This window comes from Mesorhizobium sp. M0001 (genome assembly GCF_040324255.1).
In the GTDB taxonomy this organism is placed as follows: domain Bacteria; phylum Pseudomonadota; class Alphaproteobacteria; order Rhizobiales; family Rhizobiaceae; genus Mesorhizobium.
Map to the genome: position 1 here is coordinate 37,402 of NZ_JAMYVS010000020.1, position 26,310 is coordinate 63,711.

Here is a 26,310-nt window from a genome sequence, read left to right on the forward strand (position 1 = left end):
ACCAGATTTCAGGCCGGCTGCGAACCCTGTTTTTTGAGAAGGCCTTCAAGCAGTTGCTGGAAGGCTGCCACCACGGTCTTCGACGTCGCTTCGGGGTCGTTCGAATTGGCGATGCGCTGCGCCGCCTGGCTGCTGGCGCCGTTGATCAGCCGGGCGGCGGTTTCGGGGTCGACGCCGGGGACGACCACCCCCTCCTGCTGCAGAGCCGTCAGATGATCGGTCATCGAGTCGACGCAGGCATTGGCGTTCGGCCATTGCGCCGGATCGCCGAGCACAGCCGGACCGTCGCGAAACATGATGCGCTGGATTTCCGGCTCCAGCGCCATCTCGATATAGGTCGTGCATTCGTCGACGAAACGCTGCCAGCGGCTTGGCGCCCGCGACGCAATCTCATGGATGCGGACGGCCATCTCGCCATCGATTTCGGCGATGACAGCCTGCAGCAGGCCCTTCTTGTCGCCGAAATGATGGTAGAGCGCGCCGCGGGTCAGCCCGGCCGAGGCGGTGAAGTCGTCCATCGACGCCTCGGCATAGCCGATTGTGCCGAAAGCGTGGCGGGCCGCCGTGATCAGCTTGGCGCGCGTTTCGGCAATCATCTCCTTGCGGGGTCTGTGCATGGTTCTGGCCTTATTCACATACGCTTCGTATGCCAATTGACATACGCGGCGTATCGACTACCTATATTCATACGCACCGTATGTAATTGTCGAATTGGCCTTTGTCGAGGAACCAGCCATGCAAAACCCATACTCGGAAATCTTTCGTACCCCTGGAGCCAAGGGGTTTGCCGCCGCGGGTTTCCTCGCGCGGCTGCCGATCGCCATGGCGCCGATCGGCATCGTGGCCATGCTGTCGCAGACACATGGCGAATACTGGCTGGCGGGAGCTGTCTCGGCGACGTTCGCGCTGAGCAACGCTTTCGTGGCGCCGCAGATATCACGGCTGGTCGATCGCCTCGGCCAGACGCGGATCGTGGTTCCGACCACCATCCTCACCGTGCTCGCCTTCGCGGTGCTGATTGCCGCAGCCAATCAGGACTGGCCGGTGTGGACGCTGTTTGTGTCGGCACTGGCGGCCGCCGCCATGCCCAGCATGCCGGCGATGGTGCGCGCGCGCTGGACCGAGATTTTTCGCGGCCGGCCGCAGATGAACACCGCATTCGCCTTCGAATCGGCGGCGGACGAACTCGTCTACATTGCAGGCGCATCGCTGTCGGTGGGCTTGAGTGCCGCTCTGTTCCCGGAAGCCGGTGTCCTGGTCAGCACGCTATTCCTCGCCCTTGGCTCGGCAGCCTTCATCCTGCAGCGTTCGACCGAACCACAAGTGCGGCCGGTGAATCATGTCTCGACCGGCTCGGCAATCCGGCTCAGGCCGGTGCAGATCATCACCTTCGCCCTGATCTTCGTCGGCGCCACCTTCGCGACGACGGAAGTGAGCACGGTGGCGATCACCAAGGAACTCGGCCAGCCGGGCGCCGCCAGCCTCGTCATCGGCGTCTATGCGCTGGGATCGTTCGTGCTCGGCCTCGTCGTCGGTGCGCTCAACCTGAAAGCGCCGCTGCAGCGCCAGTTGGCCCTCGCGGTCGCCCTCGTTGCGCTCGGCACATTGCTGCCGCTCACCGCCGACACGGTGCCGCTGCTGGCGCTGACCGTTTTCATCAGCGGCGTGGCGATCTCGCCAACCTTCATCACCGCCTTCGGCCTGATCGAACGCCACGTGCCGGAAGCGATGCTGACCGAAGGCATCACCTGGGTGATGACAGGCATCGGCATCGGCATGGCGCTCGGTTCGTTTGCCGCCGGTGCGGTGGTGGATGAATTCGGCGCCCGCAACGGGTTCTGGGTCTCGGTGGCGGCCGGCGTCATCGCATTGGTCACGGTGTTGCTGGGCCAGCGCAGCCTGGCCACCCACACATGCGAGCTGGACGGATGCGACGCGGCCGCCGTTCCCGCGGAGTGAGGATATGGCCTGACGTTGGCTTTGGAGACGATCGCAAACGTTCGGAATTAGGTGAGGCCTCTGGTGTCGTCATCCACGCGCGAGCGGGAGCGAAGCGGCCGCGCAGACCCGAGGACCCATTCCGTTACCTTGACCGAAGGGTGCAGCGGAGCAGAATTCTGCACCGTTGCAACGCATCGAAGTCGCGGCATGGATCCTATGGTCTGCGCCGCGTCGCTTCGCTCCTTGCTTCGCCATAGGATGACGAACGCGTGGAGGCTTCAGCAAATCGCAGAAGCAGGCGACCTGCCCGCGCAATTTTTTCGGCAGCGTCGCTCTTGCGCGACGAACTAGATAATCTCAGTTTTCGCGATGTGAATCCCAAAGCCTTCAAGCCCGACATAGTGGCGCTCGCGCGAGGCGATCAGGTTGATCGAGGAAATGCCGAGATCCTTCAGGATCTGGGCGCCGAGGCCGATTTCTCGCCACTCGTTCTCACGGCGGCGGGCCTCTTCGTGGTCCTCACGGTCGGCACTCATCGGCCGGTTGCGCTCCTGATGGGCGACGCCGACCGAACCCTCTCGGAGGTAAACGATGACGCCGCGCTTGCGTTCGCCCATCGCCTTCATAATGGCGTCGAGCCGGTGGCTGGTGCCGAACACGTCGGTCACCACATCCTCCGAATGCAGCCGCACCGGCACGTCCTCGCCGTCACGGATGTCGCCGAAAACGACCGCGACATGGTGCATGGAATCCCAGGGCAGCGTGTAGGTGAAGACCTGTGCCTTGCCGCCGAGTGTGTCGATTTCGGAGCAGGCGACGCGTTCGACCAGCGTTTCCTTGCGCTGCCGGTAGGCGATGAGGTCGGCGACCGAAACCTGCTTGAGGCCATGTTCCTCGGCAAAGCTCGCCACCTGCGGGCCGCGCTTGACGGTGCCGTCGTCATTGACCAACTCCGAGATCACGCCAACCGGCGGCAGGCCGGCAAGCTTGCAGAGATCGACCGCGGCTTCGGTATGGCCCGAACGCATCAGCACGCCGCCTTCCCTAGCGATCAGCGGGAAGATGTGGCCGGGGCGAACGAAATCCGAACCGCCGACATTGCCGTTGGCCAGGTTGCGCACGGTCAGCGTGCGGTCCTCGGCCGAAATGCCGGTGGTGGTGCCATGCTTGAAATCGACGCTGACGGTAAAGGCCGTGGTGTGGGCGGAATCATTGTCGGCGACCATCGGCTGCAGATTGAGCCGCTTGGCCTCCTCGCGCGGCATCGGCGTGCAGACGATGCCGGAGGTGTGACGGATGATGAAGGCCATTTTCTCCGGGCTGCAATGCACGGCGGCAACGATCAGGTCGCCCTCGTTCTCACGCCCGTCATCGTCCATGACGACGACGATCTCGCCGCGCTCGAAGGCGCGGATGGCTTCGACGATTTTCTTCTGATCGTATGGCATTGGCTCGCTTCGCTCGCAGGGAATAGGGGTTGGGCAGTAGGAGTTAGGGAAGGAAGGATGGGCTGGCCTATTACCTAATCCCTACTGCCTAATCCCCGGCCTGTCTGTCCCCGGTGCCGCAGATAATGGTCGGCGATGGCGCAGGCAACCATGGCTTCGCCGATCGGCACGGCGCGGATGCCGACGCAGGGGTCGTGGCGGCCCTTGGTCATGACGTCGACGTCGTTGCCGTCCTTGTCGATGGATTTTCGCGGCGTCAGGATCGACGAGGTCGGCTTGACGGCGAAGCGGGCGACGATCGCCTGGCCGGTCGAGATGCCGCCCAGAATGCCGCCGGCATTGTTGGACAGGAAGACCGGCTTGCCGTCATTGCCGATGCGCATCTCGTCGGCATTCTGTTCGCCGGTAATGCGGGCGGCTTCAAAACCGTTGCCGATCTCGACGCCCTTGACGGCGTTGATCGACATCAGGCCGGACGCGATGTCCTGGTCGAGCTTGGCGTAGATCGGCGCGCCAAGGCCGGCGGGCACGCCGTCAGCGACGATCTCGATCACCGCGCCGACCGAGGAGCCGGACTTGCGGATGCCGTCGAGATAGCTGGTGAAGACCGGAACGGAGGCCGGATCGGGGGTGAAGAACGGGTTTTCGACGTCACCGATGAAATTCCAGTTCCAGTTGGCGCGGTCGATCGATTTTTCGCCCATCGAGACCAGCGCGCCGCGCACCACCATTCCGGGCACCACCTTACGGGCGAGCGCGCCGGCGGCCACACGCGCGGCCGTCTCGCGCGCCGAGGAACGACCGCCGCCGCGATGGTCGCGCAGGCCGTATTTGACTTCATAGGTGTAGTCGGCGTGGCCGGGACGGTACTGGCGGGCAATCTCGCCATAGTCCTTGGAGCGCTGGTCGACATTCTCGATCAGCATCGAGACCGGCGTGCCGGTGGTGATCATCGTCTCGCCGTCCTCGTCGAGGATGAAGCCGGACAGCACCTTCACCTCGTCCGGCTCGCGGCGCTGGGTCACAAAACGTGACTGGCCGGGACGGCGCTTGTCGAGTTCGGCCTGGATTTCGGCCCGTGTGAAGCGGATCCCGGGCGGGCAGCCGTCGACGACACAGCCGAGCGACGGGCCATGGCTTTCGCCCCAGGTGGTGACGCGGAACAGATGGCCGAACGTGTTGTGAGACATGAATTTTAGCCCTGCCCGGCAGCGGACCGGATCAAAGGTGCGTTCTATTGGCGTTTTCCACAGCGGTCAAACTGTGATCCGGCGGTTTTAGTTTTGACACATTCGGTTGGTTTCTGCTCTCTTCCATCCGCCCGTTGAAAGCTCGCCGCCATCCGTGCAGGCGCAATGACAAAGAGGACGACGATGCGTACCCTGATTGGCGCTGCTGCCGCCATGTTGCTGATTTCCACCGCCGCCTATGCCGGCCAGACCGAAGGCCTGATCAAGAAGGTCGACAAGGACGCGCTGACGCTGACGCTGGAGGACGGCAAGTCCTTCAAGCTCAACGCCGAGACCGATCTCGATTCGCTGAAGCCCGGCATGGATATCGTCATTGCCTATGACGTGACGAATGGCGAGAACGTCGTCACCGACATGGAACTGCCCGACACCGAGTAACACCGACGCCGAACAGGGTCTTGCCGCTCGGCGGAGCCCTGCCCGGATAAACAGGACGGTCGTCCTGTTTTTATCTGCTCGAACCTAAAGCCAATCCAGACGCCCGTCCTGCAGCCTGAGCACCCGGTCCTGCCGCACTTCCAGGTTTGCCGCTTCATGTTCGGAAACACCTTCGACCATCCGAAACAGAGTCCGCACGACGCCACCATGCGTGACGCAGACCGTCTGGCGGTCGAGCGCCTCGAACCACGGCTTCACCCGTTCGAGCAGCATCTGGTAGCTTTCGGCGCCCTCGCCCGGCGGCTGGAAATTCCATTTGTTGCGTCGTCGCGCCTTCGCCGAGCCCGGCATTCGCGCATCGAGTTCGGCATAGGTAAAGCCCTGCCAGTCGCCAAAGTGCACCTCGACCAGACGCGGGTCGGTGCGGTAGGCATCGGGATCGAGTTGCATCGCCAAGCGTAGCCGCTGCATCGTCTCGCGCGTCCGCTTCATCGGGCTGGCGACAAAGTCGAAATCCTCAGGGTTCTGGATCAGTTCGGCCAGCCGCCGTCCATTGCGGGTCGCCTGCTCGCGGCCGAGCGCGTTGAGATCGGTGTCGGCCTGGCCCTGCAGCCGCGACTCGGCATTCCACTGCGTCTGGCCATGGCGCACGATGTAGACGAGCGGAACCATCAGGTCTTCCGGAAATCAGGACAGGCGGGCGGAAACCGCGGCAGAACTATTCCTTGACGGTCGAAATATCCGGCGCGTCGACCGCCTTCATGCCGACGACGTGATAGCCGGAATCGACATGGTGCACCTCGCCGGTGACGCCACGCGACAGGTCCGACAGGAAATAGACGGCGGAATCGCCGACTTCTTCCTGGGTGACGGTCTGCTTCAGCGGCGAATTGTATTCGTTCCACTTGAGGATGTAGCGGAAGTCGCCGATGCCCGAAGCAGCCAAGGTCTTGATCGGCCCGGCCGAGATGGCGTTGACGCGGATCTTCTTGCCGCCGAGGTCGACGGCGAGATAGCGCACGCTGGCTTCGAGCGCGGCCTTGGCGACACCCATGACGTTGTAATGCGGCATGACCTTTTCGGCGCCGTAATATGTCAGCGTCAGCAGCGAGCCGCCGTCGGTCATCAGCGCTTCGGCGCGCTTGGCGATGGTGGTGAAGGAATAGACCGAAATGTCCATGGTGCGCAGGAAATTGTCGCGCGTCGTCTCGACATAGCGTCCGGTCAACTCGTCCTTGTCGGAAAAGGCGATGGCATGGACGAGGAAGTCGAGCCTGCCGCCCCAGTGCCTGGCGACATTGGCAAACACCTCGTCGAGGCTCGCCGGATCAGTGACATCGCAATGACCGGCGACAAAGGCGCCCAATTCCGCCGCCAGCGGCTCGACGCGCTTCTTGAACGCCTCGCCCTGATAGGTCAGCGCGATCTCGGCGCCATGGTCGACGCAGGCCTTGGCGATGCCGTAGGCAATCGATCTGTTGTTGGCGACGCCCAGTATAAGCCCGCGCTTGCCGGCCATTAGGCCCTGTCCACCCGCCATGTCAGCGCTCTCCGAAAGGTTTTCTGCTTTGGAGTGCCTATCGCACAGGCAGAAAGGCGCATCAAGCACAGACGGGGCGCGCGTTCAATTCAGACACTCGGCGTGACAACGAATGGGGGATAATAAGGTTGTTGTGAGATTCGAACGCCTCACTGCGGCCAGCGCGCCTTGACGGCCCAGGCCGGGCAGCCGAATCGGCTGGCCGGCACCGCATCGGCCCTATCCAGCCATTTTGCGCCAGGGAATGAGCATTCCCACCTGCTTGCGGTAGAGGCGGTACTGATCGCCAAACATCGCGACGAGATCGCGTTCCTCGAGGAAGATGCCGAGCAGGATGTAGCCGGTGCTGCCCGCCGCGAACAGAAGATGGCCCCATGTCATCGACGGCGTCGCCCAGAAGGCCAGGAGAAAGCCGACATAGAGCGGGTGCCGGACCCATTTGTAGAACAGCGGCGTCCTGAACACGGGCGGCGCCGGTTCGCTCTTGCGCAAAGCGGCGAGAACCTGGCGCAAGCCGAACAGTTCGAAATGGCTGATCAGAAAGGTGCTGGTCAACAATACCGCCCAGCCGAGCCAGAACACGCCATGGATGACGGCGACCCAGACCGGGTTCTCGACCGTCCAGACGAGACCGGGGATCGGCCGCCATTGCCAGTAGAGCAGCAGCAGGATGAGGCTGGCCAAAAGCACATAGGTGCTGCGTTCGGCCGCGTGCGGGACAATCTGTGTCCACCAGCGCTTGAAAACCGGCCGCGCCATGATGCTGTGCTGGGCGGCGAAAAGGCCGAGCAGCAGCGCATTGACGATGACGGCTTCGACCGGACTTCCAGCGACTCCGGAATCGATGGATTTCGGCACGACCATGTTGCCGACGAAACCGACCGCATAGAGAAACGAACCGAGAAAAATCAGGTATGCGGCAACGCCGTAGATAAGGGTGATTACGCCCGCCATGACTGCCCCTCCATGCAAGCATCAGGATTCGGTCGGTCGACCGAATTCAGTGTCAAAAACCATAAATTCTCTGACGAGTCAACTTGATCGGTCGCTCGACCGAGATAGAGTGGAGGGACGTCCAGCCCCGGACAGGAGAAGCTATGATCCGCCCAGATTGCACCGCTAACAGCGGCAGCCACGCCGCATGACGGACGCTGCCGAAGCCGTTACCCCGCCGCAGAACAAGCAAAAGCGCGACACGCGCGCCGAACTGATTTCGGCCGCCGAGTTATGCCTCCATCAAGGCGGTTATGCCGATCTGTCGACGCGCCGCGTTGCCGAGATCGCCGGCGTTCCGCTCAGCCAGATCCATTACCATTTCGGCTCCAAGGAACGGCTGTTCCTGGCCCTGCTGGACCATCTGAACGAGGGCCTGCTGAAGCGCCAGGCGGAGACCTTTGCGGCACCGATGCCGCTGTGGCAACGCTGGGAGCGCGCTTGCGATTTCCTCGACGATGATCTGGCGTCCGGCTATGTCCGGATCCTGCACGAGATGATCGCGGCAAGCCTGTCGAGCCCCGAAATCGCCAAGGCGGTGCGCCGCGACCTGCGCGGCTGGTTCGAACTGCTGGACGGACTGGCGCAAGAGGCGGAGCAGCGGTTCGGCGGCCTCGGGCCATTCTCCGCCGCCGAAGTAACCAGTCTGGTCAGCGCCGCCTTCCTCGGCAGCGAGACGATGATCCTGCTGGAGATCGAGGGCCCGCATGTCCCGGTGCGGCAGGCGCTGCGCCGCTTCGGCGAAACCATCCGGCGGATGGAGGAAGCGGCGCCCGGCAGCTAGCCAGCCAAGTCGAGCCGCATCAGCCTTTGCGGCTGCGCATCAGCGCTTCGAGTTCGCTGTCGCCGCCTTCCGGCAGCATGATGCGAACATGGGCGTAGAGATCGCCATGGCCGCCGGCCTTTTCCGGCAAGCCCCTGCCCTTCAGGCGCAGCACCTTATCGGAACTCGACCAGGCCGGAATGTTGACCGCCAGCCTGCCGGTCGGCGTGTCGACCGGCACCTTGGCGCCCAGCACCGCGTCGGCCAACGCTACCTCCAGATCGGCATGCAGGTCACGGCCCTCGATGCGGTAGCGCGGGTGCCTGCGGATACGGATCTTGACCAGCGCATCGCCCGGCTGTCCCGGCCCCTGCTCGCCCTGGCCCTTCAGCCGGATGGTCTGTCCGTCCTCGACATAGACCGGCAGCTTGACCGCAATCTTGCGGCCGTCGGGGAACATCGCCGTCACCTTTTCGGCGGTCGCTATCTCCTCGATGGTGACGTCGAGCGTCACGTTGAGATCGGCGGCGGTCGCCTGCTGGCGGCGGTCGCCTGTTCCGGCGCCACGCGCGCCGGAAAAGGCGTCGCCGAAGATCTGGCTGAAAATGTCGCTGTTGCCGTCGAACGGATCGCCGCCCGGACGCCCCGATCGGAATTCGAAGCGCGAGCCGCCGGCGCCCTGCTGGCGGCGGAAGCCACCGAACGGATCGCCGCCGCCGGCTGCACCCTCGAAGCCCTGGAATTTCGGCTTGCCGTCGGCGTCGATCTCGCCGCGGTCGAAGGCCGCACGGTTCTTCTCGTCGCCGACGACCTCATAGGCCTGATTGGCGGCGGCAAAACGGTCCTTGGCCTTGGGATCATTCGGATTCTGGTCCGGATGATACTTCTTGGCGAGCTTGCGGTAAGCCGATTTTATGTCCTTGGCCGATGCGTTCTTGGCAACGCCCAGCACCTCATAGGGGTCGCGCATGCGTCCTGCCCTGGAAAATGAGTTAAATCCACGTTGGCCCTTATATGCGCTCCCATAGGAAGAAATTCCAGTGGCGCGCAGGCTTATCGAGCGTTGAAATTGCGATGCCCGCAAACCTCGAAAATCAGAGCGGTTTGAAGTCCTGCATGTGCCAGCCGCCGGCCGCGGCGATGCACAATTGCCCCTTGAACAAAGCGACGCCGTCGAAGCTTTCGCGCGAGGCGGTAAAGCTGCGGCAGTCTTGGCCGTTGTCCTGCACTTCGGCGAGTTCGGTGATGGAGCCGCGCGAGCCGGTGTCGGCATTCGCCCACGGCACGGCCTGGCCGCGAAGCTCCTCGATGTCGGCCGAAGACACCGCATTGCCGATCGTGGTCTGGTCGGAAGCGCTGTCGGCATCCGTCGATGTCACCCTGGCCGGCGCGCTTGAGGTGACGATGGAACGATCGACCTCGGCCTTTTCCAGGCTGAAGCCGCCGGCGCCGCAGGCGGCAAGCGGCAGTGCGATAATCACGATCACGGCTTTCGAACTGGCCGAAGCGATAACGCTCCATTGCCCGCTGTCAAAAGCTTGCGCGATACGCGACAATCGGCAACCTCCTGAAGCTCGATACAATTTGAGAAAAACTATGAGTGACACTGAGTTAACAAGTAGTGACTTTACCGAAGCCGCCGAGCCGTTCCGGCTCTTTGCCGAGTGGCTGGAGGACGCCAAGAAAAGCGAAATCAACGACGCCAACGGCGTAGCACTTGCAACCGTCGATGCCGACGGCATGCCGGATGTGCGGATGGTGCTGCTCAAGGGTTTCGATGAAAGCGGCTTTGTCTTCTACACGAATTTCGAGAGCGCCAAGGGCCGCGAGATTCTTGGCAGCATGAAGGCGGCGATGTGCTTCCACTGGAAATCGCTGCGCCGCCAGGTGCGCATACGCGGTCCGGTGGAGATCGTCAGCGACGCTGAAGCCGACGCCTATTACGCGACGCGGCCGCGCGGCAGCCGGATCGGCGCATGGGCTTCGAAACAGTCGCGGCCGCTGGAAAGCCGCTTTGCCCTGGAGAAGGCGGTGGCCGAATACACGGCGCGCTACCCTATCGGCGAAATCCCGCGGCCAAAGCACTGGTCGGGCTTCCGCATCGTGCCGCAGGCGATCGAGTTCTGGCACGACCGGCCATTCCGGCTGCACGATCGGCTGGTCTTTTCGCGCAACGCCGAAGGCGGCTGGGACAAGACACGGCTTTATCCCTGAGGATAAGTTCAGGCCTTCTTGCGCGTCATGAAGGCCGTCAACGCGGCGCGCGCTTCGTCGGACTTCAGCCGCTCGGAGAAACGCTCGCTCTCCACCTTGATGCGGGCGACAAGCTCGTCGCGCGGGGCGCGCATCAGGTCACGAGCGATCTTCAGCGCCTGCGGCGGCTTGGCGGCGATCGCGCCGGCCGCGGCGAGTGCCGCGGCTTCTAGCCCGTCCTCCTCGACCACCTCATAGATCAGGCCGGCGGCCTTGGCGCGTTCGGCGGAAAAACCTTCGCCGAGTCCAAGCAGCGCAAAGGCGCCCTGCCTGCCGAGGATGAGCGGCGCCAGCAGGCTGGAGCCCGCCTCCGGCACCAGGCCGAGGTCGACGAAGGGTGTGCGGAACACCGTGCGCGGCGTGGCGAAAGTCAGGTCGCAATGCAAATTGAGCGTGGTGCCGATGCCGACCGCAATGCCGTCGACGCCGGAGACCATCGGCTTCTCCGTTTTGGCCAGCGCCATCAGGAAGTCCCAGACCTCGTTGCCGCCCTCACCGCCGGTGGCGATGACCAGGAAATCGGCGAGATCGTTGCCGGAAGAGAAGGCGCCAGGCACACCGAGGAAGACATGGACGCGAACCGCCGGGTCGGCATCGCCATCGGCCAGCGCCTTGGACATTGTCGCGTACATGGCGCGCGTCAGTGCGTTCTTCTTGTCGGGACGGTTCATGCGGATGATCTGGATGGCGCCCTGGCGCTCGACGAGAATATGGTCTGTCACGGTCATTCTTCCCTGGTGAGCGCTCTGGTATTCAGGCCGTTATCAGCGCCTTGCCGGCGGTAGCGAGGCTCTCGGCGCCATCGATGACGCGTTCCTTCAAGGCGCTGACTTCGCCGAGCAGGTTTTCGGCGAAAAAGCGGCAAAGGGCGATGCGGCTCTGCTGGGCAAGTCCGCCACGCGCCAGATAAGCGCCGCCGGCAGCAAGCGAGATCAGCCTGAGATAGGGGGTCGCACCGGCTTGCGCTTCGTCCAGACGGCCGTCGGCCAGCAGCTTCTGCAGGAAGCGCGTCGCCTCGGTGAGATCGTCGAACGCCTGGTCAAGCGCTTCGGCGGTGCGGCCGAAGCCCTGCAGGTTCGAGGTCCGCACCTCGTCGGCGATGGCCTTCAGTTCGGCGATATAGCCATGCACATGCTCGCCGCCGCCAAGCGGCAATTTGCGGGCTACAAGGTCGATCGCCTGGATGCCGTTGGTGCCTTCATAGATCGGCGCAATGCGGGAGTCGCGATAGAGCGCGGCCGCGCCCGTCTCCTCGATGAAGCCCATACCGCCGTGGACCTGGACGCCGAGCGATGCGACATCGACGCCGATATCGGTGGAAAAGGCCTTGGCCAGCGGCGTCAGCAGATTGGCGCGATCGCGCCAATGCGCGGCCTCCTCGCCTGTCGACACACGCGCAAAGTCGATGGCATAGGCGCAGGAATACGAGATGGCGCGGGCGATCTGGGTCAAAGCCTTCATGGTCAAGAGATTGCGCTGCACGTCGGGGTGATGGACGATCGGCGCCATCCCGGCGCCTGAAAAGTCCGATGCCTTGCCCTGGCGGCGCTCATTGGCATAGGCGATCGCCTTCTGCGTCGCGGCTTCGGCCACTGCCACGCCCTGCATGCCGACGCAAAGCCTCGCGTTGTTCATCATGGTGAACATGCAGGCGAGCCCCTTGTTCTCCTCGCCGATCAGCCAACCGACGGCGCCGGGCGCAGCACCCTGGAACCCGTCGCCATAGATCATGGTGCAAGTCGGCGAGGCATGGATGCCGAGCTTGTGCTCGAGGCCGGAACAGAAGACGTCGTTGCGGGCACCGAGCGAGCCGTCATCATTGACCAGGAATTTCGGCACCAAAAACAGCGAGATGCCGCGCGTGCCGGCCGGTGCGTCGGGCAGCCGCGCCAGCACCAGATGGATGATGTTGTCGGTGAAATCATGCTCGCCATAGGTGATGAAGATCTTCTGGCCGAAGATGCGGTAGGTGCCGTCGCCGGCAGGCTCGGCGCGACTGCGCAAGGCGGCGAGATCGGAACCGGCCTGCGGCTCGGTCAGGTTCATCGTCCCCATCCACTCGCCGGAGACGAGCTTTGCCAGATACTTTGCCTTCAGCGCTTCGGAGGCATGCTTGTCCAGCGCCTCGACGGCGCCCATGGTCAGCGTCGGGCCGATGCCGAAGGCCATGGCGGCGGAGTTCCACATTTCGAGCGCGGCAACGCCGAGCATGGTCGGCAGGCCCTGGCCACCGAATTCTTCCGGTCCGGACAGCGCGTTCCAGCCACCGCCGATCCAGCTGCGGTAAAGCGCCCTCCAGCCGGGCGGCATGGTCACGGCTGCATCCTTCAGCACCGCGCCGTGCTCGTCGCCGATCTTGTAGAGCGGCGCCACTTCCTCGCTGGCGAAGCGGCCGGCCTCGGCCAGGATGGCGTCGACAAGGTCTTCGCCGAGGTCGCCGAACGCGCCGCTGTCGAGCGCCGGTTTGAGCCCGGCGACATGCTTGAGCGTGAACGAAATGTCGTCGACCGGGGCCTTGTACATGCCGCTTTCTCCTCCGCTGCTCCGACTGCTCGATCCTAGGACCCGGGCCGATGCAAAACCATCCGCCTCTGGGCGGCCTCCGACCTTCTTTTTACGTAAACGTCAAACTTTGTCACGCGGATTTTCATCGAACTTCGTCGTCCACAGTGGAGCGGGAGCGTAGCGGATGCCGAGTACCATGTCGCGACCTCGCGCCAGGGGCGCAACGGTGCAGAATTCCGCGCCGTGGCAACGCTTCGAAGTCGCGGAATGCATACTATGGTCCGCGCCGGGTCGCTTCGCTCCTTGCTTCGCCATAGAATGACGAAATCGCGAGAGCGACAGGACTCCTGCCCGAAAGCACTTCCTTAACCATACCGGTCCACCATCGGTGTTTGGTCAGCGGGGATCCCCTGTTTGAAAACGCCGGCGCATCTTCTTCGCCGCTCAGCGATCGCTCTCGCGGCGATGATGGCGCTGACGTCAGCGGCTACAGCCTCGGACTTTTCCGAGCCTTGGCGGGATGGCGACCGCGCGCTGGTAGTCGACGCCTATGAATACAATTCCATCGAGTGGGCGCAGCTTGCCACCGACAAGCGCATAGTCGGCTTCATCAACAAGGCCTCCGACGGGCTGCCGCCGCCCTATTTCTGCTATGGCGACGAGATCGCCGTCAAACTCTGCAAGACGCTGTGGAAACGCTTTGCGGTGACGCGCGAGCTGTTCCAGACGCGCAAGGTGGTGGCCAAGGCGCTCGGCCTGAAATGGGGCGCGTATCATCTTGCCCGCCCCGGCAATCCGCTCGAGCAGGCCAACAGTTTCATCGATTTCGCCGAGCCAGCCCCTGACGATCTGCTCGCCCTCGATCTCGAAGGCAACGACCCCTCGCAATGGATGTCGCTCGAGGATGCCGAGGAATTCGTGCGCCAGGTGCACCGGCGGCTCGGCCGTTTCCCGATCCTCTACACCAACGGCAAGACCGCCCAGTACATCGCCGACAACCGCTACCAATACCGTCTGCTGTCGCGGCTGCCGCTCTGGTACGCGCGCTACAAGCCCGACATCGACGTGCATTTTCCGATGGGCAACTGGCAGGGCTATGCGCTGTGGCAGTTCTCGGCGCAGGCCAATTGCGGGCGCCTGCGCTGCCCCTACCGCGTCGCCGGCACGCCCAACGACATCGACGTCAACGTCGCGCCGATGGACGCGGCGGCACTGCGCCAGCAATGGCCCTTCGGCGGCCTGATCGACGTGCCGCCCGACTACCTCGCCTCGATACCGGTGCCGGTGTCGCGCGCGGCCGGGCTCGCCGGCAAAGTCACCATCACATACGCCGATGTGGCGACGCCACCGACGGTCGAGGAAATGGTGGCGGTGCTCGGCGCGCGCTGGCAGACATTCCGCGCCGCCTTCCGCATGCCGGTGGTCAAGACGGTGCCGCGCCGCGCGCGCTTCGGCATTGCCGAGTATGTCGCCTGGAAGCGGACCACGTATCGTTCGGAGGCTCTGCTCGAGGCCGCCTTCTCGCAGGCCGCCGACCCGGTCAGCACCGCTTCGACGGAACTGGTTCGCGAGCGCTGAGGCTTATGTGGCGGCGCTGGCCTTTTCCCGCGCCACCGCCTGCCAGCCTATGTCGCGGCGGCAGAAGCCTTGCGGCCAGTCGATACGGTCGAGCGCGGCGTAAGCGCGGCTTTGCGCTTCGCCCACCGTCTTGCCTGATGCGGTGACGTTGAGCACGCGGCCGCCATTGGCGACCAGCGCGCCGCCATTGATGGCAGTGCCGGCATGGAAAATCTCAACGCCGTCGCCAGCGGCTTCGTCGAGACCCCGAATGACCGAGCCTTTTTCCGGCGTCCCGGGATAGCCCTGTGCCGCCATCACCACGGTCAGTGCGGCATCGTCGCGCCAGCGGATCGAACTGTGCGCCAACTGGCCGTCGGCGGCGGCGTTGAGCAGCACCAGCAGATCGTCCTTCAGCCGCATCATCAGCACCTGGCATTCGGGATCGCCGAAGCGGGTGTTGTATTCGATCAGCTTCGGCCCTTTGTCGGTGATCATCAGCCCGGCGAAGAGAATGCCGGCGAACGGCGCGCCAAGCTCGGCCATGCCGCGCATGGTCGGCTCGACGATCTCGCGCATGGTGCGCTCGACCATTTCGGGGCTCATCACCGGCGCCGGCGAATAGGCGCCCATGCCGCCGGTGTTGGGGCCGGTGTCGCCGTCGCCGACGCGCTTGTGGTCCTGCGCGGTGCCGAAGGGCAGTGCCGTGGTGCCGTCGCACAAGCAGAAGAAACTCGCCTCCTCGCCGGTCATGAATTCCTCGACTACGACCTCAGCGCCGGCGTCGCCAAAGGCGCCGTCGAAACAGGCATCGAGCGCGGCTTGCGCCTCATCCAGCGTCATGGCGATGGTGACGCCCTTGCCGGCGGCAAGCCCGTCGGCCTTGATGACGATCGGCGCGCCGACCTTTTCGACATAGGCTTTCGCCGAGGCAAGATCGGTGAAGCGGCCATAGGCGGCGGTCGGGATGCCGTATTTGGCGCAAAGGTCCTTGGTAAAACCTTTCGAGCCTTCGAGCCGCGCTGCCCGCTTCGACGGGCCGAAGACGCGGATGCCCTGCTCACGCAGATCGTCGGCAATGCCGGCGACCAGCGGCCCTTCCGGCCCGACGACGACGAGATCGATCGCGTTGTCCTGGCAGAAGCTGGCAACAGCGGCACGGTCGGCGATGTCGAGCTTGACCAGTTCGGCCTCGTGGGCGATGCCCGGATTGCCGGGCGCGGCATAGAGCCTGGTCAAAAGCGGCGAGGCCGCGATCTTCCAGGCCAGGGCATGTTCGCGGCCGCCGGAGCCGATTAACAAAACGCGCATGCCGATGTCCCTTGTCATTTCACGACAGGGACTGCGCTATTGCCCCGGGCGGCGCGGGTCAAGAGTTTTACCTTGCGCCATACCGGTTGCGCACGGGAACGTCGCGCCGAGAGCACGGCGTCCCCGGCCGGTATCAGCTCTGGAAGACGACCGGGAACCAGTCCTCGCGCAGTTTCTGGCCGGGCTTCATGTCATGGCCGGGATAGGGCGGCGAGGTACGGCCGGGGCGCTCGACATAGCGCGCATCGTCGCCGACCCAGCGCAGCGACAGCGCCCGGCGACGCGCCGCGGTCGGATTGCCGCGCGCACCATGCGCGGTGCGGAAGTCGAACAGGATGGCGTCGCCCGGCTCCATCTCCCATTCGAGCACCTTCAGCGACGGGTCCTTGTCGGGATCCGGCACGGGCAGATAATCGCCCTCGCCGGCATAGAAATTGCTGTCATCGAGCCAGCGCACCGGCAGGATCATCTTGTCCCATTTGTGCGAGCCGGCGATCAGCCGCAGCGTCGCTTCCTTGACCGGATCGATCGGAATCCAGAAGCTGACGGTCTGGGTGCCATCGACGAAGTAATACGGGATGTCCTGGTGCCAAGGCGTCGGCTTTTGCGTGCCCGGTTCCTTGACCAGCACATGGTCGTGGAAGAACTGGGCGCTGCGCGACTGCATCGCCGCTGCCGCGAGTTCCGCGGCCGGGGAATTGCGCACCACGTCGACGAATTCGGGAATGCGCTCCCAATTGCAGTAATCGTCGAAGAAGCTGCCCTTGCCGTTGGCGATGTCCGAGGCCGTGGCGCTGCGGTTTTGCATGTTGCGCTCGATGCCGGCGGCGATGGTGCCAACCCAGTCATTGAAGGCGCCGCGTATGCAGACCGCGCCGTCGCGCTGGTAGTCGGCAATCGCTGCGGCATCGATATGTCTGGCGGCCATGTCATGTCTCTCCTGTTTCGATGACCGACTATCGCGGCCGCCGCACATCGCGTAAAATAATAACTTCTCATCTCCCTTATAGCTTTACTCTATGAACCTGACCCTCACCCAGTTGCGCTACCTCGTCACTGTTGCCCGTCACGGCAGCGTCACCGTGGCCGCCCGGATGCTGAACGTCTCGCAACCCTCGATCTCGGTGGCGATCGACAATGTCGAAGCGACGCTCGGCCAGAAAATATTCGTGCGCCAGCGCGGCAGCGGCATCGCGCTGACCTCGTTCGGCCGCAGCGCGGTGGCGAAGGCAAAGCAGGTGCTGGCCGAAGCGGACGAACTGGTTGGGCTCGGGACGCGCGACGCCGATGTCGGCGGCGAACTTGTGCTCGGCTGTTTCGAGGATCTGGCGCCTTATTTCGCGCCGGCGCTGATCCGCGCTTTTTCGCAACGCTGCCCGGCGGTCACCGTGGTGGTCCGCGACGAGACCTTCGAGACGCTCGGCCGGCGGCTCGGCGATGCGGCAATCGATCTCGGCCTGACCTACGATCTCGGCCTGCCCTCGCACTTCGCCCGCACCCTGCTGCATGAGCTGCGGCCACACGCGCTTCTGCCGCAAGGCCACGCGCTGGCCAGCCAGGCCAGCGTCAGCCTGGCGGAGCTGGCGACCCATCCCTTGATCACCACCGACCAGCCGCATAGCTGGCAGCATATGCTGGACCTGTTCCTCAGCCGCGGCCTGTCGCCGGTCTCGCAATCGACGGCGAGTTCGTTCGAACTGCAGCGCAGCATGGTCGCCAACGGCTTCGGCGTCGCGGTGAGCTACACCAGGCCTTATGGCGACAGGAGTTATGACGGGCTGCCGCTGGTCTGCAAGCCGCTGTCCGATCCGCTGCCGATGCAGTGCATCATCCTCACCCATGACACAAGGCAAAGGCTGTCGAAGGCGGCGCTGGCCTTCACGGAGGTGGCGAAGGAATGGTTTGCCAGCCACGATATTTTCACCGCCTGAGCGACAATGCGGCCGCTTGACGGCGCACGCCGCTGCTGCCACTCCAGCACGATGGAAACCATCCAGTCGAAAGCCGCACAGGGCCGCGTCGCCGACGCGCCGAGCGGCCATTGGGTCTACAAGATATTGCCGCGCTGGCTGTGGCCTTACGCGCAGCTTGCGCGCTGGGACCGGCCGATCGGCTGGCAATTGCTGCTGTGGCCCTGCTGGTGGTCGGCAGCGCTTGCGGCCAGCGCCTATCCGCGCGCAAGCGACCCGCTGCTCACATTGCTGCCGTCGCCGTGGTTCCTGTTCCTGTTCTTTGTCGGCGCCGTCGCCATGCGTGGCGCCGGCTGCACCTATAACGACATTGTCGACCAGGACATCGACAACAAGGTCGAGCGCACGCGCTCGCGGCCATTGCCGGCCGGCAAGGTGACGCGCCGCCAGGCCTGGATATTCCTGGTCATCCAGGCGTTGCTGGGCCTGGTCGTGCTGTTGCAGTTCAACGACTTCGCCATTCCGCTCGGCATCGTCTCGCTGGTCATCGTTGCCGTCTATCCCTTCATGAAGCGCTTCACCAACTGGCCGCAATTGGTGCTCGGGCTCGCCTTCTCCTGGGGTGCGTTAATGGGCTGGGCGGTCGAGTTCGGCGATCTCGATGGCCCGGCCATCATGCTCTATATCGGCTCGATCCTGTGGGTGATCGGCTACGACACTATCTACGCGCATCAGGACAAGGAAGACGACGCCATCGTCGGCGTGCGCTCGACGGCGCGGCTGTTCGGCGACAACACCAAGACCTGGCTGGTCGGGCTTTATGGCGGCACGCTGGTCTGCTTCGCCATCGCCTTCGCCTCGGCGCAGGCGCCGGTGGTGGCGCTGGCCGGGCTGATCGCCGCCGGCGCCCATATGGCGCGGCAGATAGCGGTTCTGGATATCGACGATCCCGATCAATGCCTGCGGCTGTTCAAATCCAACAACCAGGTCGGCTGGTTGATCTTCATCGGCCTGATCGGCGGTGCGCTGTGGGTGGCGCTAAAGCCGCTGGTTTAATCTCCTTCTCCCCGTCACTACACGGGGAGAAGGTGGCGGCAGCCGGATGAGGGGCAGCGCCAATCTTTGCAGTTGAGGTGAGATGCACAGCGGCGATATTGCGAGAAATGCCTCGGTCAGCGCCGCCCCTCATCGCCCTGCCGGGCGTTGGTCACTCGAAAAGCCAAGCAATTGGCTTTTCGTCCGCTACGCGGACCGCTCCTCAACCCTCGTATAGTGAGAAGAAGGCTGTCGTCGGCGGTTTCGCCAATCGCCGGTCAAGCTACTCTCTCGAAATAATCTCCTGGCCGTCGATCACCAGTCTCAGCCCGAGATTGCCGGCCCTGCGGCGGGCGAGGAAGCGCGGGCGGCGCGTGGTCGAGACCCGGCCCTTGCGGCGATCCTTTGCCGGCAGCGCCTTGATGGCGGCGCCGAGCGATTCCTCAAGCGTGCGGGCAATGCCGTCGGATTCGATCAGCAGCATCTGCAGCCGGTAAGCATCGGCCCAGGCGCGCCAGTCGGCGGCGACGTCGTCGAGATCGTCGGCCACCAGCAGCGGCACCGACAGCATCGGGTCGTTGTGCAGGAGTTCGAGGGTTACCGTGACATTGCCTTGCGCATCCTCCATCGCGCGGGCGGCGACGCCGCGAAACGCGTTGGCGGGCAGCGCGATGATCGCCGGCACGCCGCTCATCTCGAGCGTGCGGCGGATGACGGCGCCGCGCTGGTCGATGGTGAAGGTAACGTCGCCATAGTCGTCGCGCGTGGCATAGCTCACCACTTGCGGCAGGCGGAATGGGTCGAGGCGCATGTTGCGCCCGGCCCAGACGGGCTTCAATACACTGTTCATCTGCTGCCTTCCTGTGTTTCTCCTGAGAGCCGTTTTGCGGGTCTCTCCGGGCCGGTTTTCCCGGCCTCGTTGTGTGAAACATTAGCGCGAGCTTCTGCCGCCCGGCTTAAGAAAGTCAGTTAAATTTTGCTGATCTCAGGCGATGGTTATCGGAATGAGACCAGCCACAAAATGTTGAAAGGATCAGATAACCTTACCGGGATTCATGATGCCGGCCGGATCGAAGACGGCCTTCACCCGGCGCATCAGTTCGATCGCCATTGGCGGCGCGGTGGCGATCAGTTCGTCGCGCTTCAACTGGCCGATGCCATGCTCGGCCGAGATCGAACCGTGGAAGGAGCGCACGACATCGTGCACGGCATGGTTCATGGCGTGGTAGAGGCCGAGAAACGCTTCGTCGTCACCGCCCTCCGGCCGGGAGATGTTGTAGTGCAGATTGCCGTCGCCCATATGACCGAAGCAGACCACGCGCGCCTGCGGACTGACCGAAGCCACTGCACCGGCCGCCTTTTCGATAAAAGCCGGGATGGATGCCACCGGCACCGAAATATCATGCTTGATCGAAGCACCTTCGGGCTTTTGCGAATCCGGCAGCACCTCGCGGAAGTTCCAGAACGCGTCGCCCTGCGCCAGGCTGGCCGCGATCACCGCGTCGCCGACGATGCCTTGTTCGAGGCCTGCCGACAGCACTTCTTCGATCAGCCCCCTGGCGTCCTCGGCCGAACGGCCCGACGACACCTGCATCAACACATACCATGGCCAATCCTGCGCCAGCGGCCGCGTGACGCCCTGCGCATGGCGCAGCGTGAAATCATAAGGACGCTGGCCGATCAGCTCGAAGGCGGTGAGTGCCGCCCCTGCCCGGTCCATCGCCAGGCTGAACAGCGAAAGCGCTGCTTCCGGCGACGACAGGCCGGCAAAGGCCACTTCGCGCCCCTTGGGCTTGGGAAACAGTTTCAGCACCGCCGCGGTGATGATGCCGAGCGTGCCTTCGGCGCCGACGAACAGGTTCTTCAGATCGTAACCGGTGTTGTCCTTCTTCAGTTTGCGCAGATCGTCGAAGACTTCGCCGGTCGGCAGCACCACTTCGACGCCGAGGCAGAGTTCGCGCGCATTGCCATAGGCGAGCACGCCGGTGCCGCCGGCATTGGACGAGAGGTTGCCGCCGATTTGGCAGGAGCCCTGCGCGGCAAGCGACAGCGGAAACAGCCGGTCGGCGGCGTCGGCGGCTTCCTGCAGCGTCTGCAGGATGACGCCGGCTTCGACGGTCACCGTGTTCGAGAAGACGTCGATCTCGCGAATGCGGTTCAGCCGCGACAAAGAAAGCACGATCTCGCGGCCGGAGGCATCCGGCACCTGGGCGCCGACCAGCCCGGTGTTGCCGCTTTGCGGCACGACCGGCGTTCCCGTCTCGCTCGCCAGGCGCATGATCCGGCTGATCTCGTCGACGCTGCCGGGACGCAGCACCAAGGCGGTCCTGCCGTGCCATAGGCCGCGCCGCTCGGTCAGATACGGCGCAATATCGGCCTGGTCGCGCAGCGCATATTTGTCGCCGACGATTGCCGCGAAGCGGGCGATGAGAGCGGGATCGAGGTCGAAGGGTGCGTCGTTCATGGGCGCAAACTATGGCGCTCAATCGAGCTTGTCACGGGGGGCAGCGGCACGAAACAGCCGATCGTTGATCGCCTCGCCGAGCCCATCGAACGGGATCGGCTCGACGGCGATCGTCGCCGCACCGCTGCGGTCGAGTTCCTGCAAATACGCGAACAGATTGCTTGCGGCTTCGCGCAAATCGCCTGACGCGGACAGGTTGCGCAAGGCGGCCGCCGCTTGCCAGCCTTCGGCGCGGTCGCCACCAAAGGCCAGCAAGGCCTCGCCTTCAGCCACACTCTGTGCATCGAGCCGCACCGATGCGCGCGGCGCATAATGCGACGCCAGCATCCCGGGCGCCTCGATGCCGGCTGTCGCGCCGCGCTGCAGCTTAATGCCGGTGACGGCCTCGATATCGGCGGCAGCGATGCCGCCTGGCCTCAGCAGCCGCACGCTGTTGCCTTCGACCTTGACGATGGTCGATTCCAGCCCGACCGGGGTGGCGCCGCCATCGACCACCAGCCGGATTTTGGCGCCGAGATCGGCCGCGACGGCTTGCGCCGTCGTGGCGCTGATCTTGCCCGAAGAGTTCGCGCTGGGCGCGGCCAACGGCCGGCCGAGTCTGGCGATCAGCTCGCCGCCGAACCCCCTGGGCATGCGCAGCGCGATCGTGTCCAGCCCGGCGGTGACCAGCGGATGGATGCCGTTGCCGGGTTGGAGCGGCAGCACCAGCGTCAGCGGCCCCGGCCAGAACGCCTCGGCCAGCCGTTTCGACAGCGGATCGAAGGCCGCAATGCGCTCTGCCATCGCCAGATCGGCGACATGGGCAATCAGCGGGTTGAAGCGCGGCCGGCCCTTGGCTTCGAAGATGCGGGCGACGCCGACGCCATTGGTCGCGTCGCTGGCCAGTCCATAGACGGTCTCCGTCGGGATGGCGACCACGTCGCCGCCCTCAAGCAGCGCCAACGCCTGCTCCATCGCTTCGCCGACGGATAGTATCTCAGCCACTCGCTTCACCTCACAGGCACCGGACCTAAAGCGCGTCGCGCTGAACCGGATTCATGCGACGCGCTTTAGGTCTTTGTTTTGATGCATGTCGTTCTCTCAAAACCGGGGCCACTTTTGAGCGACATGCATTAGAGCGGTTCAGCTGTTCGCTTAAACGCTCTAAGTATTTGTTTTTGCGGAATTCCGGACGGAAAACCGCTACTCACTTTTCCTGGAATTGCTCTAATACGGCAGTGGTTTTCGGGCAAGCCGGCGTTGGCGAATTATCAATGCCTAAAATGCTATGTTTCCCTGCAAGCCGGCATCAATCCACTCGGGTTAAGGCTACTTGGGTTAGGGCTGGCGGCTTGTTGGGCAAGGGGACGGTTTCGATGTCGATGCGTGTGCTTGGAGCGCTTGGTTTCACCCTGGCGGCGATGACCGGTGGGGCGCACGCCTCGTCGATCGTCTTTCTCGGCGTCTCGACCTCGACGCCATCGGTCATCAAGGTTGGCGGATCCGAACCGGTCAGGACCGCCTCGACGCCATCGATCGTCGCGCTCGGCGATGCCCAGCCCGATGTGACTTATGAAAAGGTCGCGGCGATCCCCGAAAAGCCTAGGCAGGATCCGATGATCATTCGCGGCGGCATCGTCGGCGGCGCCTTCGCCGCGCCGGCTCCGGCCAGGGCGAGCGCCGCGGCGCCGGCAACTGAGCCGACGGCAGAGACCGCACCAGCCGGAACTGCAACGGCATCGAACGGCAAGCCCGAGTCGCAACCGGCAGCGCCGCAGCCGGCAACAACACCGCAGCAGCCGATCGAGGGCGTCGGCAAAGCCGAGTAGGCCATTCAGCCAAAACAGTCGGCCAAGACAGTCGGCCGATCCATGCCGCTTGACGCCAATCGACAGCCCGGCGCACGATCGGCTTGGCGGCGGCGGCCCCAATTTCGCCAATCGGTTTTGGCATGAGCGCGCCGGGTTGTAGGAGAGCGAGGGGTTATCATGAACATGACGAAATCTTTGATTATTGCCGGCCTGTTGCTGGCGTCACCTATAGGTGTCGGCGGCGCGCAGGCCGGTGACGAGCTAGGGTCCTACGTCGCGCGCATTTCCGATCGCGACCACCATGCCAGCGACGGCTATGAGCTGAGCAGCGCAGCACAGATGGTGCGGCAGGACCGTGCCAACTGGCACAAGTTCCACCGGCGCGACGCCGACGACCAGGGCGATGACTGGTTCCGCAGCAACGATGATCGCGCGTATCTGGAACGCATGCTGAAGCGCAGTGGCGCGATGAGCTCCTCGACACGGAACGCCATCGTCAATGGCGAGCCGCTGATCCAGGTCGACGTCTATTCAGACAGCGTGCATGTCAGCATTTTGGAGGACTGACGGAGTCAGCCTCGGGAGGACTGAAAACAAGACGGGCGGCGTGTGAACGCCGCCCGTGTTCGGGCTTGTCCGTCCCTTAGCTAGCCAGCTATTCTGGAGAAATCAGCCACCTGGTCGGTGGCCGTGCGGATGCGGGCGAGCAATGCCAGACGGTTGGCGCGCACGGCCTGGTCCTCATCATTCACGAGAACACGTTCAAAGAATGAATCAACCGGTTCGCGCAGCACGCTAAGCGCCAGCATGGCGGCGGAAAAGTCTTCGTTTTGAATCGCTTCGCCGGCTTCTCTCTCCGCCTGATTCACCGCTGCAAACAGCGATTTCTCGGCCTCCTCGCGAAACAGCGCCGGCTCAACAGTCTCGGCGACGAGCGTTTTCTTCTTCTCCTCGGCAGCCAGAATGTTGGCCGCCCGCTTGGCGCCGGCGAGCAGGTTCTTGCCGTCCTCGGTGTCGAGGAAGGACCCCAGAGCTTCGACGCGGCGCACGATCTGCAGGAGGTCGTCCGAGTGCGATTGGCCGATCTCCCCCCTTGTGGGGGAGATGCCCGGCAGGGCAGAGGGGGGCGCGCCAGAATGAGAGGTCGGCGGGACAGCGCCCCCCTCTGTCGGCTTCGCCGCCCCCACAAGGGGGGAGATTGGCGCGCTTCCACCACCTGCCAGCACGGCGTCAATGAGATCATGCCGAGCGCCTTGGTCGCGGAGATAGACTTTCAGGCGGTCGTGGAAGAAGGCGAGGAGGTCGGGGCCAAAGGCCCGTCCAGCCTTAGACGCGAGATAACTCGCCGTTTGATAGGCACTATCGAAGAGCGATGTCAGCGGCAGTGAGATCCCATTCTCGATCAGGATCCTCACCACGCCCAGTGCGGCCCTTCTCAGCGCGTAAGGGTCCTTAGACCCCGTCGGCTTTTCATCAATGGCCCAGAAGCCGACCAGCGTATCGATTTTGTCGGCCAGCGCGACGGCAATCGACACCGGATTGGTCGGCACGCTATCCGACGGACCTTGCGGCTTGTAGTGCTCCTCAATCGCCGCGGCCACGGACGGATGCTCGCCCTGCAGCAGCGCGTATTTGCGCCCCATGGCGCCTTGCAGTTCCGGAAACTCGCCCACTGCTTCGGTCGTGAGGTCAGCTTTGGCCAGCACAGCGGCGCGAGCGGCGCGCGCGGCAATCTCCCCCCTTGAGGGGGAGATGTCGCCGAAGGCGACAGAGGGGGTCGTCTCGCGTGGAGCGCCAACTCCCTCTTTCTTCGAGAGACCGGACGGCGTCGCGGCAGCCGAAGCGACCCCCTCTGGCCTGCCGGCCATCTCCCCCTCGAGGGGGGAGATGGACTGCGCCACTGTCGGCGCGATCTCTTGCGCCAGCCGCTTGATCCGCTCTACCCGCTCGCCTTGCGTGCCGAGCTTGGCGTGGAAGGTGACGTTGAGATGGTCGAGGCGGGCCATGCGCTGGTCGAGCGGCTTTTTCAGATCGAGGCCGAACTTTTTCGCCGATGCCTCGAGCTCTCCCAGATCGGGCAGATCGCCCTGGTCGGTCTTCCAGAAATACAGCGCATCCGACAGGCGGGCGCGCACCACCTTGCCGTTGCCGTGCGCGATCTCCTTGCCGCCGTCTTTCGCCTCGATGTTGGCGGTGAGGATGAAGCGGTTGGAAAGGTTTTCGCCGTCGCCTTGCGGACGGGTGACAAAGCATTTCTGGTTGGCACGGATGGTCAGCCGGACCACCTCGGGCGGAATAGCGAGAAAGGCCTGCTCGTATTCGCCCATCAGCACCACCGGCCATTCGACCAGGCCCGACACTTCCTCCAGCAGCCCTTCGTCCTCGACCAGATCGAGCCCGTTGGCGAAGGCGAGGTTGCGGGCGTCGGCAAGGATGATCTCCTTGCGGCGGTCGCCATCGAGCACGACCTTGGCCGCTTCCAGCTTGGTCACGTAATCGTCGAAGCGGCGCACGGTGATTTCCCCCGGCGCCATGAAACGATGGCCGTAGGTGATATTGCCCGAGCGGATGCCATCGATCTCGAAATCGACCACCACCGGCTCCTCGGTCTCCGGGCCGAAGGTGCACAGAATCGTCTGCAGCGGCCGCACCCAGCGCAGCGAACCGGGCTTGGCTGAAGCCGGCCCCCAGCGCATCGATGTCGGCCAGGGGAAGCCGCGAATGATGGCCGGCACCAGTTCGGCGATGATTTCTTCCGCCGCCCTGCCCGGCTTCGAAATATGGGCGACGTAGAAATCGCCCTTCTTCGGATCGGAATGAACATGCGCCTCGGCAACCGAGGCAAGGCCTGCCTTGCGCAGAAAACCCTGCACCGCCTGTTCCGGCGCCGTCGTCGACGGCCCCTTGATCTCCTCGTGGATGTCCTTCGAGCGCGCGGTCAGGCCCCTGACATCGAGCGCCAGGCGCCGCGGCGTCCAGTATTCGCGCGCGGCGTCATAGGTCAGACCCGCCTCGACCAGACCGTCGGTCAGCATCTTCCTGAGATCGCCCGCCGCCTTGCGCTGCATACGGGCGGGGATTTCCTCGGAGCGAAGTTCCAGCAACAAATCCGGCATCAGAGTTTCTCCACCCGCATGCCTTCTCCCTGATTGCGCGTCCTCGCGCCTCCGGC

Annotated in this window: 25 protein-coding genes; 9 read left to right on the top strand and 16 right to left on the bottom strand. The window is 64.1% G+C overall.

Translation table 11 applies throughout. The features are described 5' to 3' along the window. Nucleotides 1-8: 8 nt before the first annotated feature. Nucleotides 9-617, bottom strand: a complete 609-nt coding sequence (locus tag NKK50_RS29330) for a TetR/AcrR family transcriptional regulator (protein WP_352544267.1) — start codon at nt 615-617, stop codon at nt 9-11. A 118-nt stretch (nt 618-735) separates the two neighbouring features. Between NKK50_RS29330 and NKK50_RS29335 the strand changes: the two genes are divergently transcribed. Continuing rightward, nucleotides 736-1,959, top strand: coding sequence for an MFS transporter (locus NKK50_RS29335; protein ID WP_352544268.1), 1,224 nt, complete (start codon nt 736-738; stop codon nt 1,957-1,959). 329 nt (nt 1,960-2,288) lie between these two features. Here NKK50_RS29335 and ribB read toward each other — a convergent pair whose 3' ends face one another. Both ribB and aroC read right to left on the bottom strand, forming a co-directional pair. Continuing rightward, complete coding sequence (gene ribB / locus NKK50_RS29340; protein WP_023668438.1) at nt 2,289-3,389, bottom strand: 3,4-dihydroxy-2-butanone-4-phosphate synthase; 1,101 nt, start codon at nt 3,387-3,389, stop codon at nt 2,289-2,291. Between the two features lie 74 nt (nt 3,390-3,463). Next, the gene (gene aroC / locus NKK50_RS29345) at nt 3,464-4,579 is read right to left on the bottom strand and encodes a chorismate synthase (RefSeq protein WP_352544269.1); all 1,116 of its coding nucleotides are present in this window, start codon (nt 4,577-4,579) and stop codon (nt 3,464-3,466) included. Between the two features lie 183 nt (nt 4,580-4,762). Here aroC and NKK50_RS29350 point away from each other — a divergent pair, with 183 nt between their 5' ends. Further along, the gene (locus NKK50_RS29350; protein WP_023685405.1) at nt 4,763-5,017 is read left to right on the top strand and encodes a DUF1344 domain-containing protein; all 255 of its coding nucleotides are present in this window, start codon (nt 4,763-4,765) and stop codon (nt 5,015-5,017) included. A gap of 84 nt (nt 5,018-5,101) precedes the next feature. Here the strand turns inward: NKK50_RS29350 and NKK50_RS29355 are convergent, their stop codons facing one another. The 3 genes from NKK50_RS29355 to mddA all read right to left on the bottom strand — a co-directional run bounded on the left by NKK50_RS29355 (nt 5,102) and on the right by mddA (nt 7,511). Beyond that, a complete protein-coding gene (locus tag NKK50_RS29355) occupies nt 5,102-5,689 on the bottom strand; it encodes a histidine phosphatase family protein (protein ID WP_023685404.1) in 588 nt (195 codons plus the stop codon). 46 nt (nt 5,690-5,735) lie between these two features. Further along, complete coding sequence (gene fabI, locus NKK50_RS29360) at nt 5,736-6,557, bottom strand: enoyl-ACP reductase FabI (RefSeq protein WP_352544270.1); 822 nt, start codon at nt 6,555-6,557, stop codon at nt 5,736-5,738. Nucleotides 6,558-6,776: 219 nt separating this feature from the next. Continuing rightward, on the bottom strand, nt 6,777-7,511 hold the full coding sequence (mddA, locus tag NKK50_RS29365; protein ID WP_352544271.1) for a methanethiol S-methyltransferase: 735 nt from the start codon (nt 7,509-7,511) through the stop codon (nt 6,777-6,779). A 187-nt stretch (nt 7,512-7,698) separates the two neighbouring features. Here mddA and NKK50_RS29370 point away from each other — a divergent pair, with 187 nt between their 5' ends. Then, nucleotides 7,699-8,334 carry a TetR/AcrR family transcriptional regulator gene (locus tag NKK50_RS29370; protein WP_023743671.1) on the top strand — a complete coding sequence of 212 codons (636 nt, stop codon included), beginning with the start codon at nt 7,699-7,701 and terminating at the stop codon, nt 8,332-8,334. Between the two features lie 19 nt (nt 8,335-8,353). Here the strand turns inward: NKK50_RS29370 and NKK50_RS29375 are convergent, their stop codons facing one another. Continuing rightward, complete coding sequence (locus NKK50_RS29375) at nt 8,354-9,283, bottom strand: DnaJ C-terminal domain-containing protein (RefSeq protein ID WP_023692090.1); 930 nt, start codon at nt 9,281-9,283, stop codon at nt 8,354-8,356. Between the two features lie 124 nt (nt 9,284-9,407). Beyond that, nucleotides 9,408-9,869 (bottom strand): RT0821/Lpp0805 family surface protein, encoded by a 462-nt coding sequence (locus tag NKK50_RS29380; RefSeq protein ID WP_023698503.1) that lies wholly within the window; start codon nt 9,867-9,869, stop codon nt 9,408-9,410. A 40-nt stretch (nt 9,870-9,909) separates the two neighbouring features. Between NKK50_RS29380 and pdxH the strand changes: the two genes are divergently transcribed. Continuing rightward, nucleotides 9,910-10,527, top strand: coding sequence for a pyridoxamine 5'-phosphate oxidase (pdxH, locus tag NKK50_RS29385; RefSeq protein WP_023668448.1), 618 nt, complete (start codon nt 9,910-9,912; stop codon nt 10,525-10,527). A gap of 8 nt (nt 10,528-10,535) precedes the next feature. Here pdxH and NKK50_RS29390 read toward each other — a convergent pair whose 3' ends face one another. After that, nucleotides 10,536-11,288 carry a crotonase/enoyl-CoA hydratase family protein gene (locus NKK50_RS29390; protein WP_023738480.1) on the bottom strand — a complete coding sequence of 251 codons (753 nt, stop codon included), beginning with the start codon at nt 11,286-11,288 and terminating at the stop codon, nt 10,536-10,538. A gap of 31 nt (nt 11,289-11,319) precedes the next feature. After that, on the bottom strand, nt 11,320-13,089 hold the full coding sequence (locus NKK50_RS29395) for an acyl-CoA dehydrogenase family protein (RefSeq protein WP_023752611.1): 1,770 nt from the start codon (nt 13,087-13,089) through the stop codon (nt 11,320-11,322). A 447-nt stretch (nt 13,090-13,536) separates the two neighbouring features. Between NKK50_RS29395 and NKK50_RS29400 the strand changes: the two genes are divergently transcribed. Then, nucleotides 13,537-14,649 (top strand): glycoside hydrolase family 25 protein, encoded by a 1,113-nt coding sequence (locus NKK50_RS29400; protein ID WP_352544275.1) that lies wholly within the window; start codon nt 13,537-13,539, stop codon nt 14,647-14,649. A 3-nt stretch (nt 14,650-14,652) separates the two neighbouring features. On the opposite strand, the gene purD is transcribed toward NKK50_RS29400, so the two are convergent. Together purD and NKK50_RS29410 are read right to left on the bottom strand one after the other, a co-directional pair. Then, nucleotides 14,653-15,939, bottom strand: coding sequence for a phosphoribosylamine--glycine ligase (purD, locus tag NKK50_RS29405; protein WP_352544272.1), 1,287 nt, complete (start codon nt 15,937-15,939; stop codon nt 14,653-14,655). Nucleotides 15,940-16,072: 133 nt separating this feature from the next. Continuing rightward, nucleotides 16,073-16,867: a phytanoyl-CoA dioxygenase family protein gene (locus NKK50_RS29410; RefSeq protein ID WP_023702040.1), complete on the bottom strand. Its 795-nt coding sequence runs from the start codon at nt 16,865-16,867 to the stop codon at nt 16,073-16,075. Nucleotides 16,868-16,958: 91 nt separating this feature from the next. Here NKK50_RS29410 and NKK50_RS29415 point away from each other — a divergent pair, with 91 nt between their 5' ends. Both NKK50_RS29415 and ubiA read left to right on the top strand, forming a co-directional pair. Then, nucleotides 16,959-17,870, top strand: coding sequence for a LysR family transcriptional regulator (locus NKK50_RS29415; protein ID WP_023702041.1), 912 nt, complete (start codon nt 16,959-16,961; stop codon nt 17,868-17,870). Between the two features lie 51 nt (nt 17,871-17,921). Then, entirely contained in the window at nt 17,922-18,905 is a 984-nt protein-coding gene (ubiA, locus tag NKK50_RS29420; RefSeq protein WP_352544276.1) for a 4-hydroxybenzoate octaprenyltransferase, read from the top strand. A 262-nt stretch (nt 18,906-19,167) separates the two neighbouring features. On the opposite strand, the gene NKK50_RS29425 is transcribed toward ubiA, so the two are convergent. From NKK50_RS29425 to NKK50_RS29435, 3 genes are all read right to left on the bottom strand, one after another. After that, complete coding sequence (locus NKK50_RS29425) at nt 19,168-19,734, bottom strand: DUF6101 family protein (RefSeq protein WP_023668457.1); 567 nt, start codon at nt 19,732-19,734, stop codon at nt 19,168-19,170. 183 nt (nt 19,735-19,917) lie between these two features. Continuing rightward, on the bottom strand, nt 19,918-21,348 hold the full coding sequence (locus NKK50_RS29430) for an FAD-binding oxidoreductase (protein WP_352544273.1): 1,431 nt from the start codon (nt 21,346-21,348) through the stop codon (nt 19,918-19,920). An 18-nt stretch (nt 21,349-21,366) separates the two neighbouring features. Continuing rightward, nucleotides 21,367-22,332, bottom strand: coding sequence for an L-threonylcarbamoyladenylate synthase (locus NKK50_RS29435; RefSeq protein WP_031209625.1), 966 nt, complete (start codon nt 22,330-22,332; stop codon nt 21,367-21,369). Between the two features lie 371 nt (nt 22,333-22,703). On the opposite strand from NKK50_RS29435, the gene NKK50_RS29440 reads away from it, so the two are divergent. Next, nucleotides 22,704-23,156: a hypothetical protein gene (locus NKK50_RS29440; RefSeq protein WP_023684360.1), complete on the top strand. Its 453-nt coding sequence runs from the start codon at nt 22,704-22,706 to the stop codon at nt 23,154-23,156. A gap of 165 nt (nt 23,157-23,321) precedes the next feature. Further along, nucleotides 23,322-23,705, top strand: coding sequence for a hypothetical protein (locus NKK50_RS29445; RefSeq protein WP_081726860.1), 384 nt, complete (start codon nt 23,322-23,324; stop codon nt 23,703-23,705). A gap of 80 nt (nt 23,706-23,785) precedes the next feature. Here the strand turns inward: NKK50_RS29445 and glyS are convergent, their stop codons facing one another. Beyond that, entirely contained in the window at nt 23,786-26,254 is a 2,469-nt protein-coding gene (glyS, locus tag NKK50_RS29450; protein ID WP_352544274.1) for a glycine--tRNA ligase subunit beta, read from the bottom strand. Nucleotides 26,255-26,310: the final 56 nt, after the last annotated feature.